This is a genomic window from Pseudoalteromonas sp. SWYJZ19 (assembly GCF_015864375.1).
Classification (GTDB): domain Bacteria; phylum Pseudomonadota; class Gammaproteobacteria; order Enterobacterales; family Alteromonadaceae; genus Pseudoalteromonas; species Pseudoalteromonas arctica.
The window spans coordinates 106,740-118,133 of sequence record NZ_JADYXI010000003.1; the positions used below are offsets into that span (position 1 = coordinate 106,740).

The window sequence follows — 11,394 nt, forward strand, 5'->3', positions numbered from 1 at the left end:
TGAAAGGTATCGAAGAAGGATATACACTCTCAATACATATGAGTATTAGGTGAATTAGCTTGCTATATTTTTCAATAATAAATTACTAGCCGTTTAATAACTCAATAATTATTGAGTTATTAAACCATTACTTTATTACGGCCTGCATTTTTAGCTGCGTATAATTTTTCATCAGCTCGTCGGGATGCATCTTTTGGGGCTTCGCCCGCTTTAACTTGTACTACACCAATACTTACTGTTGATTTTATATGGAGTGAGGTATGAGTAACATTCTCAATACTTTCGCGTATACGCTGGGCAACTTCATGCGCAAAACTAAGTGCAATATTAGGTAAAACAACTAAAAATTCTTCTCCACCAACCCTACCTGCACAATCTGTTTGACGAATGTTTTTTTCTATAAATTTAACAGTAGAAATAATAACTTCATCACCAATATCATGTCCATATGTATCGTTTACTTGTTTAAAGTGGTCTATATCAATAACAATGAGTGAACACGCATTCCCTAAAAACTCGCTTTTTTAATCGCGTTGTATTTAAATGCAAATATTGCTCTACGATTAGCGATACCTGTTAATTCGTCTTTTAATGCAAGTGTTTTAAATCGCTGTTTATGCTGAGTTTGTTTATAAGTTATGTAAGCTAAAATCAATATCAGCCCAATAGAAAACAGCAAAGATGCGATTTGCCAAAATGCTTTTTCATCAGCTAAATTTAATAACTGCTCTTTTACCTCTGATGACTCTTGCAGCCTTGTTATTTCTCGTTTTTGCTGTTCCCAGTCAAACGCTAAACGTTGAGATAGTAATGTATTATCTGCAATTTCTTGCACTTTTCTATCTGCGATTTTTAATAACTCTCTTTGAGCTAAGGCTTCTTGCTGATAGTTATTTTTTTGCACTGCTAATTCACGCTTAAATTCTAAAAAACGAGTTAAAGAGTCGACTGACCATACTTGAGAACTATTTTGTTCAAAATCTAAATAAAGAAGCTCCGCTTCATCTAGGCGACCCTTTTTAATTAACCACTCAGCTGTTGTTATTGATTGAATAAATTTAATCCACTCACTATTTAGCGTTAAATCCCTGGCTTTATTTAAGTATTGTTTAGCCTCTTGCAGCTCATTTAATTGAATATTTATTTGTGCAATTTTAAAGAGTAAGTAAGCATTCCCTTCATCGTCTTCATACTTAGTTACGGCAGGGAGTATACTGCTGTACAACACTATCGCTTTTTGATAATTACCTTGAGCTTCGTAAGCTTGGGCTAGGCTATCTGTGGCTATGTACCATTCTTGCTCATTATAATTTGTCAGCTCATTAATTGCTCTTTGCAATTGTTCTTCAGCGAGCGAAAAATTGTGAAGATCGGCATGGATAAGCCCTATCTCTTTAAGTATAAGCGCTTTATCGTAAGAAAAGTCGCCTTGTTCAAAGGTATTATAAGCTTGTTGAAATGCCAAAAAAGCTTGCTGGTACGAACCTTGTGAACGAAAAATTATCCCTAATATTAAGTTAGCTGTCGCATGTTGATAATAAAGCTCTGGATTTTTAGAGGTGGCACTAATAACATTTTTAGCCATTGAAGTGGCTGTACTTACTTTGCCTTGTTGGTATAAATGAAATGCTTGGCATGTTTGTAAATCGAGTTTTAATTTAGGCGAGCCAGCTTTTTTGATTGCTTGATTAGCATCTGTCAGTAAATCATTTAATGCTATGTAATTATTGTCATTTTGGGGGTCATAAAACCAACACTTTACAGTTTTAACGCGAGCAGTATCGAGCGATGAAGAATAAGGTAAATTGCGCTCTAACTTATCCATAAGCCCACGACTTTGACTACTCGTTAAATATCCACTTAGTATCTTTTCAACATCTTCTTTTACTGTGTTAGCAAAAGTACTAAAACAAAGTAGAGAACAAAAAACACCAAAAAATAACTTAAACATTTAGCTTTATAATTCCTTTACCGCACTTAAAACACAATTGTAGGACACTGTAATTAGCTGACGACAATCTTTAATAACTATTGTTAATTATGGTAACAGTATTTGCTTTAATACTTACATTAATACTTGTATTAAAGTTTGCTGTTATAGGTTTTGTAATTGCTCTATCAACCACTTATGAATTGGGCTGTTGTTAGTACGTGGATGCCATGCGGCTATTACTTTAAATGTAGGAGGCAGAGCTTCTATTTTTAGCTGTTTAACTTTGCTATTTGGTAATAATCTTGATGGGTAAAACGCTAGCATATCGGTTGTATGTAAAATGTCAGGCACCGCTGAAAAGCTCGGTACCGACATTACAATATTACGTTTTAGCCCTTGGCTTTCAAACCACTGATCGTGCGACCCGCGTAAATTAGCACGCGATGGCGATACCACTAGCTGAGGATGCTTTGCAAATTGCGCCAAGCTCAAAGGCTCCATGTAAGTGTTGTTACCAACACCAGAAATACACAAATGCTGCTCTTCAAACAAAGTAATATAAGAAAGATTGTCGGGTATAAATTCCGGAAAGCTAATCAATAAATCAAGCTCGCCTGCCGTTATAAGTTGATTAACGTTATCGGATGCAAAGTCGCGCACTATCAGCTTTAAACCGGGGGCTTCGCGACGGGTAATATTAAATAATTGCGGTAGTAAAGCCTGCGTGGCGTAGTCGGTTGCGCTTATGGTAAACACGCCTTTATAAGTTTGCGGACTAAACAGTTCGGGCTCTAGTAACGATTCTAATTGCTTTAAAATATGGTTAACAGGCGCCTTGAGTCCTTGCGCTTTAGGAGTAGCAACCATGTTATTACCTTGGCGAATAAACAAGCGATCGTCAAATAAGTCTCGTAGCTTTCGTAGTTGCTCACTAATAGCTTGTTGCGTTAACCCCATTTTTTTGGCTACTTGCGAAAGATTTTGCAGTTCTAATAAGCTACTGAGTACTCTTAACTGTTTTATATCGAGCCGACTAATACCATTCATAATTGTATGCTGCACAAAAAAGTGTTGTTTCAAATTGTATCTTTAAATCTCTATGCTGCCAATGTTGCTTAACCACTATTTAAGCCTTTGTTTGCTTTATAAGAGAATTTAAAATGAAATCAGAATTAGTTAATACCGCCCCTTTATTCTCATCAATTGAGCTTGGCCCTTTTACACTTAAAAACCGTATTGTGATGCCACCTCTTACTCGCTCTCGCAGCACTCAGCCTGGCAATATTCCTAATGAATTAATGGCTGAGTATTATGCGCAGCGGGCATCGGCTGGTTTTATGGTTACCGAAGGCACACAAATAGAACCTCGTGGACAAGGCTACGCTTGGACCCCAGGTATTCACTCACAAGCACAAATTGAAGGCTGGAAAAAAGTAACACATGCAGTACATGCTAAAGGCGGTGTTATTTTTGCTCAGCTTTGGCATGTAGGGCGCGTATCGCACGCCACACTACAACCAAATTCAGGTAAACCGGTTGGCCCTTCAGATATTATTGCTGACAATGTAAAAGTATTTATTGAAACCGCACCTGGTGAAGGCGCATTGGCTGACCCAAGTGAGCCTCGTGCACTAACAACAACTGAAGTTGGCGAACTGGTAAACATGTATGCGCAAGCTGCACGTAATGCTCTAGAAGCAGGCTTTGATGGCGTAGAGCTTCATTGTGCTAACGGGTATTTAGTTAATCAGTTTATTTCTGAACATACTAATAACCGTGACGATCAATACGGTGGAACGCTTAATAATCGCCTGCGCTTTTTAAAAGAGATAGTTGAAGCGGTAAGTGACGTTGTAGGCTCTGATCGTTTAGGTGTTCGCTTTGCTCCTTTATTTGAAAGCACAGATGAAACACGAGTGTATTTAGGACTTGTTGAATCAAACCCTCATCATACTTATGTACAAGCCGTTAAAGTGCTTGAGCAAGCAGGTATTGCTTACTTATCAATAGCGGAAGCTGATTGGGAAAATGCTCCTGATTTACCACAAGAATTTTATAAAGCAGTACGAGCTGAATTTTCAGGTCGCATCATTTATGCTGGTAAATACACAGTAGAAAAAGCGGTACGTATTTTAGGTGAAGGTTACGGTGACTTATTTGCATTTGGTCGCCCATTTATAGCTAACCCTGATTTACCAGAGCGTATAGCGAATAATTGGACGTTTAACGAGGCCGATGCAGCCACTATGTATGGCGGTACTGAAGTAGGTTATAGCGATTACCCTTTTTATCAAAAGTAGTCAACCTAAACGATATATGGAATTGGTATAGAACCAATACGGTTTTATACCTGGTAGCTTAATCAAGCTACCTGTTTTGAGGTAAGAAAACGGTGTTGATAACACAGCTAAAATTTTGTTATTAGTTGTTCTCGACAATTGCTCTTTCATTGCCCTACCCTCTGCATTTATGCAGCCATATATCAGTCATTTTTTAATAGAGTTAACGTTAGATTTAATCCCTCAAATTGATTAAGTATTACTACGGATTGGTATTAGCGTCAAGAATAGTAAAGATAAGTAAAAGGGTGTAAAGCCTCCCTAAAGTTGCCCTGCATGCAGTTGGCATTCAGTTTCAAACGTCAATACTAGCCATGTTAACCACAAACGAGGCAATATTATGAAACTTACATTTATACTACCTGCACTATTAGTTATTGGCACTTTATCTAGTTCTGCATTTGCAGCACCACATGATAGATATACAAAGCAAGAATATAAAAAGGTTCAGCTAAAACGAGAACTGAAAAAAATTAACCAAACTAAGGTAATCAAGTATGTTCCAGTTAAAGTTGTTAAAAGAAACGTTAATAACACAGCATTTGTTAAAGTTAATGTCATAACGTATCACCCTAGCCTTAAATTTATTAAAAGATAAATGCGCACTTTAAAATATAAAGTCATGTTTGCGGCAATAAATAACGCGCCGCAAACTTAGCTTTTTACACCATTTAAACTCTGTTATTGGTATTACCCCATCTTAAAATGCAAGGAAATAACGTTTTCTAAGCACAACAAAAAAGTCCAAATACATAATTTAATAGCAATATTATTAAAATATCTCTCGTAATAAATATACTTACAAAGAACAGGATTACCCTCAAAAATCGTCAAAAATAACTAAGTATGTCAATAACTGTCAGTAAAATGTAAAAAGCTGTAAGCATAGCTCCGTTTGCTGTTGTATGTCAGTTAACATTCAGTTTGAACCGCTAGTATTGAACCCAGTTATGTAAAAACATAAACGAGGCAATACTATGAAACTTACTTTTTTACTACCTGCACTGCTCGCCATTGGCGCAGTATCAGGCTCTGCGCTTGGAGCACAAAACGAGCGAGAGAATGATAAAAGCTTTAAACGTGACCACGACAAACGTGTTGAATATAAACGCGATGAACGCCGCCATGAAAAAAAGCAGCGTATTGAGCATAAAAAAGAAAAACGAGAAGACCGTAAGCAAGAAAAACGTAAACTTGCTAAGTACAAGCAGGAAAAGCGTGAACAATACCGCTACAACCAGCGCAAATATAACTACTTAACAAACCATAATAATTCAGTCGCTTACAGACAAAATCGATTTATAAACCATTTACCACGCAATAGCGCATCGATTAGATTTAATGGTATTTCGTTTACGTTTAACGACGGCCTTTACTACCGTAAAGCTAAAAGAGGCTACCATGTAGTTACGCCACCTAGAGGCCTGCGTATAAATACGCTACCAAAAAATCACAGGCATTTTAAGCATCACAATACCACCTACTACACATATCAAAACGTGTATTACGTCGCAAATAATGACGGTTATACAGTGGTTGATGAGCCACCAACCCGTCTTAATCAGGCAATAAAAGTGGGGAATGTGAATGATTATAGCTTGGGCCAAACTTACGATTCATTGCCTCAGGCAGCGCAGGCCGTAATAATTAACTCGCAGCAGTATTTTAAATACGGCGATATTTATTTTTTACCGCAAATAAGTGGTGACGACATAAAATACCTTGCTATAAAGCTAGGTTAAATCCGCTATAAATTAAAAGGCCTTGCTACCAATAGCAGGGTCTTTTTCATTTCCCCTGTAGGTAATAACTTAAAGCAATAAAATCAATTCCCTCTCTAAGCATTAACATGTCTTAGTATTTGTAAGCTTTTTTGCTAAACTAGCTCGCATATTAATAGTGAGAGTGTATTTATGTCGGGTGAGTTTCCACGTGCTGGTTTTTGGCGCCGTTTTGCGTCGTTAGTTTACGATACGTTAGCCATTATTGCGTTTGCGATGTTAACTGTAGTGCTGTATTTATTTGCAGTACAAGGGCTTATTTCTCTCGATGTAATTAGTTTAAATGGCGCAGAGGATGTATCTGCCTTTATTCAAAATTCAAATCTTCTTTCGGGTATTCGTACCGCTCTTTTAATTATTGTTACCTTAGTATTTTTTGGCTACTTTTGGACTAAAAGCGGGCAAACCATTGGCATGCGTGCATGGCGTTTAAAAGTACAAACTCTTGAGGGTAATTTAATTAGCTGGCCGCAATCAATTATCCGCAGCGTTAGCGCTTTACTCGGTTTAGGTAATTTGGTGGTGTTAGTCGATTTTAAAAACAAAAAAGCACTGCAAGATTACATCTCTAAAACAGAAGTTATTGCGCTTACTAAAGAAGAAAACAGACGTATTTATAGTGAGCTTGATTAATACCAACTTTTCAAATCGTGAGTTAAGCGGTAGTTAAGCAGTAGTTAAAAAGCAAAAAGGGTGACCAGTGGTCACCCTTTTTAATGCTTTGAATAGGTACTCTATACCCGTTTATTCATCAAATAGGTCGCAAAGCCTATAAATATAATACTGGGCAATACCGCACCTATAATGGCTGGTATTTGGTAAACCATAACGACAGGGCCAAATATTTCATTAGTTAAGTGAAACACAATCCCCGTTACAACACCCATAATAATACGTGCGCCCATAGTAACGGTACGCAGCGGGCCAAATATAAACGAGAGCGCCACCAGCAGCATTACCGCAACAGATACTGGCTGCATCAACTTACGCCATAGAGCAAGCTCGTAGGTGCTTGTGTCTTGTTCGTTTTGCTCTAAGTAACTTAAATACGACCAAAGCCCAGTAAATGAAAGTGACTCCGGTTTTACCGAAACAACCCCTAACTTTTCAGCTGTGAGTTGCGAAGGGTAAAACTCTTCTGGTAATTGCTCTGTTGTGGTTTTTTCGCTAGTAATAATAACCTTATTTACGTCACGAAGTAGCCAGCCTTCTTTTCGGCTCAGTGCATCTCTTGCTTTAGTAATTTGGGTAAGCTCTAGCGATTTATCAAAGTGGTACATGTGTACCCCGTTGAGCCTGCCGTTTTCATCAACATCTTCAATATTAATAAAATTATTGCCGTCTTTAGCCCATACACCTTTTTGTGTATTAAACACATCGCCGCCATGTATTGCTTGGTTACGCATTTCTTTAGCGTGTAATTGCGCTTCAGGTGCACCCCATTCGCCAAGTGCCATCATGCATACAGCCATAAATATGGCTGTTTTCATCACAGAGCCAATTATTTGTAAGCGCGACATACCAGCGGCTTGCATTACTACCAGCTCACTGTTTGAGGCAAGTGCCCCCAAACCCGTTAAGCCACCAATTAGCGCAGCCATCGGGAAAAACACTACTAAATCGCCAGGAATTGTATAAAGCGTATAAAGCATTGCAGTCATTAAATCGTAACTGCCGCGCCCTACCGACTTTAACTGGTCGATAAACTTAATTAAGGTGCTAATACCAACAAGTACCAACAATGCAAAGCCAGTAGTTTGTAAAATACTGCGGCCTAAATACCAATCAAGCGTTTTCATCATGAGCCTAACTCCCGCTTAGTTACAACGGCTTTAAGCCAAGCGCCCAGTGGTCGCCCTTTTATAATTAATAACCCACCTATAAACAGGGCACTTAGATGAATCCACCACAAGCCGATTGAAGGCGGGATTTTGCCATCTTCAACTGCAAATTTAGCGGCATTTAGTAAAATAAAGTAGCCTAAGTACAAGCTAATAGCAGGCACTAGTTTTGCAAATTTACCTTGGCGAGGATTAACCACACTTAGTGGTACTGCCAGTAAGGTAAGTAGCGGGATTGATAACGGAATAGCGAGTCGCCATTGCCATTGAGCAATAGATTCAGGAGTATTAATGGCGAGTAATTGATTAGTAGGCACAGCCTCTAACTTACGGCGTTGATGCTCTATTTCTTGTTCTCGTATTTGTACGCTGTAACCATCAAATTCTGTTAAGTTAAGTGCAGGCGTTGTGCCATCTGTTTCATAGCGTTTACCGTCTGTTAGCACGAGCTGTTGCTCACCATTTACGGCTTCAACCACAACACCTTGCTCTGCATATACTAAGCGCGCTAGGTTGCCTTTTTCGCTATCGGGTAACTGTGCAACAAATACCTTATTGAGCTCTTTGCCACCCTTTTCAATATTATGAATAAACACCACTGCTTTTTCGTTACCGGTTTCTTGGAACCGCCCAGCTCTGAGTGCAGATAACCCCGCATCGGCTTTGGCTTGCTCTTTTAATTGATACTCTTGCTCGCTTGCCCACGGCGCTATATACATAGTCAGTGCTGCGGCTAATATAGCAAGCCCTACACTTGATATAAGTGTTACGCGCACAACATACCATTCACTTACGCCACAGGCTTTAAGTACGGTCATTTCGCTATCAGCGTAAATACGGCTGTAGGCTAAAATAATGCCTAAAAATATACTCAGTGGAAGTATTAGCGAGGCTAGTTGTGGAAGTTTTAGTGCAATCATCGATAGCACTAATTTAGCAGGAATGCTGCCCTCAGAGGCATCACCTAAAATACCAACTAACTTTTGTGACAAAAATATTGTCATCAAAGTTAAAAATACGGCGACCTGCGATTTTAAAACCTCAGCGGTCAAATAACGGAAAATTAGCAATGCTCGCCCCTGTTAAACATGGAATTTCACTACGATAGTGAGAATTGAATAGTTAAATAGCTATTTTACCCAATTAATACCGGCAAATAGGCTATTATTATAAGCCATCAAATTTAATTATCCTACCTAAGTGCACGATATAATGTTGCATTAGTAGCCCTTAAGCATATAAAGTTCAATTACACAGTAAGAGTCTAGCAAAATCAGCTAAAATTAAAATTATCCGCACATAAGTTACGTAGATAAGACTAGAAAATACTTTTTTAGCCCCAACTTACTAACTTAAATGACTCAAAATCAGGAGTGACAATGGAATTTAACGTAAAAAGTGGTAGCCCAGAAAAACAGCGCAGCGCATGTATTGTGGTTGGCGTTTACGAGCCACGTAGGTTATCCCCCATTGGTGAACAACTCGATAAAATTAGTGATGGCTATATCTCTAATTTACTTCGCCGTGGCGACTTAGAAGGTAAGCCAGGCCAAGTTTTATTATTGCATCATGTACCTAATGTATTAAGCGAGCGCATATTGCTTGTTGGTTGTGGTAAAGAGCGCGAGCTTGATGATAAGCAATATAAACAAATTATTTCTAAAACTATTAATACCTTAAACGAAACAGGCTCTATGGAAGCAGTCTGCTTTTTAACAGAGCAACACGTTAAAGGTCGCGACACTTACTGGAAAGTTCGTCAAGCAGTAGAAACAACACAAGATTGCTTATATACGTTTAACCAATTAAAAAGTAAAAAAGTAGACCCTCGTCGTCCGCTTCGTAAAATGGTGTTTAACGTACCAACACGACGCGAACTAACGATTGGCGAAAGTGCCATTGAGCATGGTTTAGCCATTGCTGCAGGTAGTAAGCTGTGTAAAGACGTGGCTAATATGCCACCAAATATTTGTAACCCAGTGTACTTAGGCGAGCAAGCACAAGAGTTGGCAACTAATTTTGACAACATCACTGTTGATATTATTGGCGAAAAGCAAATGGCAGAACTAGGTATGAATTCTTACCTAGCTGTTGGCCGAGGTAGTGATAACGAATCAATTATGTCGATTATTAACTACAAAGGCGCCGCTGACGACCAAGCCCCTATTGTACTTGTTGGTAAAGGCTTAACGTTTGACTCAGGCGGTATTTCATTAAAACCAGGCGAAGGCATGGACGAAATGAAATACGACATGGGCGGCGCTGCAGGTGTTATTGGCGCAATGCGTGCACTTGCACAAATGCAATTGCCAATTAACGTTATTGGTGTTTTAGCTGGCTGTGAAAACATGCCTGGCTCAAACGCGTATCGCCCGGGTGATATTCTAACAACAATGTCGGGGCAAACAGTTGAAGTGTTAAACACCGACGCTGAAGGTCGTTTAGTATTGTGCGACGCACTAACGTACGTTGAACGTTTTAATCCAGATACGGTTATTGACGTAGCAACACTTACTGGCGCTTGTATTGTAGCCCTTGGCGCGCATGCGACTGGTTTACTATCAAACCATAACCCACTTGCACACGATTTATTAAAAGCGTCTGAGCAAAGTGGCGACCGCGCATGGCAGTTACCGTTATGGGATGACTATCAAGATCAACTAGAGAGCCCATTTGCTGACTTTACAAACTTAGGCGGACGCTCTGCGGGTACTATTACTGCGGCATGTTTCTTGTCTAAATTTACTAAAAAGTATCATTGGGCGCATTTAGATGTTGCCGGTACAGCTTGGCGCAGTGGCGCTAAAAAAGGCGCAACGGGTCGTCCTGTTCCTATGCTTACTCAGTATTTACTAAATAGAGCTGGTGTAAGTGAAGCCGCTCAAGATTAAACACACTGTTTAGCTACTTATAAGGCGCCATTTGGCGCCTTATTTATTTGTGTATTAATTGAAGCAAACCCCGTTATATGGCAAAATCTGCCTCTTAATTTATGTATATCAATTTGGTATGCATTCAATGTCATGGGAAACCCCGATACAATGAACATGAACGCTAAATTTTTCGTTCTAAAGCAACAAGATGAGTCTAAAGCTAAAGCTGACGATCATTTTGCTTTGGCTGCTCAAATTGCGGCCGATCAGTATCGAAATGGGCAGCGTGTGTTTATTTGTGTTAACGATAACGAAGCAGCCTGTGCCATTGATGAAATAATTTGGGCATTCGATCCAGATAGTTTTGTGCCACATAATTTACAAGGTGAAGGCCCTAAAGGCGGCGCACCGGTAGAAATTGGTATTACGCCACCTGTTGGCAATCGTAAAGTTTTAATTAACTTGGCTACTCAGTTACCGGATTACATTCGTCGGTTTAACCAAGTTTTTGATTTTGTACCCGTAGAAGCAGCTGCTAAACAGGCAGCCCGCGAGCGTTTTAAAAAGCTACGCCAACTCGGTGCCAATCTCACCACGCAAGATATTAATAGCTAGCCAATCAGGCAA

General features: G+C 39.2%; 10 protein-coding genes and 1 pseudogene. 6 read left to right on the plus strand and 5 right to left on the minus strand.

All coding sequences use genetic code 11. The annotated features are described in order from the left end of the window. Window positions 1-119: 119 nt before the first annotated feature. The 3 genes and pseudogenes from I6F45_RS21605 to I6F45_RS04190 form a co-directional block, all read right to left on the minus strand. Window positions 120-494 (minus strand): annotated as a pseudogene (locus I6F45_RS21605) (GGDEF domain-containing protein); the annotation flags it as partial. Between the two features lie 14 nt (window positions 495-508). Next, complete coding sequence (locus I6F45_RS04185; RefSeq protein ID WP_197159749.1) at window positions 509-1,951, minus strand: tetratricopeptide repeat protein; 1,443 nt, start codon at window positions 1,949-1,951, stop codon at window positions 509-511. Window positions 1,952-2,095: 144 nt separating this feature from the next. Next, window positions 2,096-3,013 carry a LysR family transcriptional regulator gene (locus tag I6F45_RS04190; RefSeq protein ID WP_197159751.1) on the minus strand — a complete coding sequence of 306 codons (918 nt, stop codon included), beginning with the start codon at window positions 3,011-3,013 and terminating at the stop codon, window positions 2,096-2,098. 80 nt (window positions 3,014-3,093) lie between these two features. Between I6F45_RS04190 and I6F45_RS04195 the strand changes: the two genes are divergently transcribed. The 4 genes from I6F45_RS04195 to I6F45_RS04210 all read left to right on the plus strand — a co-directional run bounded on the left by I6F45_RS04195 (window position 3,094) and on the right by I6F45_RS04210 (window position 6,686). Further along, on the plus strand, window positions 3,094-4,233 hold the full coding sequence (locus I6F45_RS04195) for an alkene reductase (protein ID WP_197159753.1): 1,140 nt from the start codon (window positions 3,094-3,096) through the stop codon (window positions 4,231-4,233). A gap of 379 nt (window positions 4,234-4,612) precedes the next feature. Continuing rightward, window positions 4,613-4,870, plus strand: coding sequence for a hypothetical protein (locus I6F45_RS04200; RefSeq protein ID WP_010554878.1), 258 nt, complete (start codon window positions 4,613-4,615; stop codon window positions 4,868-4,870). 379 nt (window positions 4,871-5,249) lie between these two features. Next, complete coding sequence (locus I6F45_RS04205; protein ID WP_197159754.1) at window positions 5,250-6,014, plus strand: DUF6515 family protein; 765 nt, start codon at window positions 5,250-5,252, stop codon at window positions 6,012-6,014. Window positions 6,015-6,185: 171 nt separating this feature from the next. Further along, entirely contained in the window at window positions 6,186-6,686 is a 501-nt protein-coding gene (locus I6F45_RS04210; RefSeq protein ID WP_007587274.1) for an RDD family protein, read from the plus strand. A gap of 101 nt (window positions 6,687-6,787) precedes the next feature. Here I6F45_RS04210 and lptG read toward each other — a convergent pair whose 3' ends face one another. Continuing rightward, window positions 6,788-7,855, minus strand: coding sequence for an LPS export ABC transporter permease LptG (gene lptG / locus I6F45_RS04215; RefSeq protein WP_007587278.1), 1,068 nt, complete (start codon window positions 7,853-7,855; stop codon window positions 6,788-6,790). Then, window positions 7,852-8,964 carry an LPS export ABC transporter permease LptF gene (gene lptF, locus I6F45_RS04220; RefSeq protein ID WP_002962016.1) on the minus strand — a complete coding sequence of 371 codons (1,113 nt, stop codon included), beginning with the start codon at window positions 8,962-8,964 and terminating at the stop codon, window positions 7,852-7,854. The genes lptG and lptF overlap by 4 nt, the downstream gene beginning before the upstream one ends. A 309-nt stretch (window positions 8,965-9,273) precedes the next feature. On the opposite strand from lptF, the gene pepA reads away from it, so the two are divergent. Beyond that, a complete protein-coding gene (gene pepA / locus I6F45_RS04225) occupies window positions 9,274-10,785 on the plus strand; it encodes a leucyl aminopeptidase (RefSeq protein ID WP_007587283.1) in 1,512 nt (503 codons plus the stop codon). A gap of 150 nt (window positions 10,786-10,935) precedes the next feature. Beyond that, window positions 10,936-11,382 (plus strand): DNA polymerase III subunit chi, encoded by a 447-nt coding sequence (locus I6F45_RS04230; RefSeq protein ID WP_007587285.1) that lies wholly within the window; start codon window positions 10,936-10,938, stop codon window positions 11,380-11,382. The last annotated feature ends 12 nt before the right edge of the window (window positions 11,383-11,394 follow it).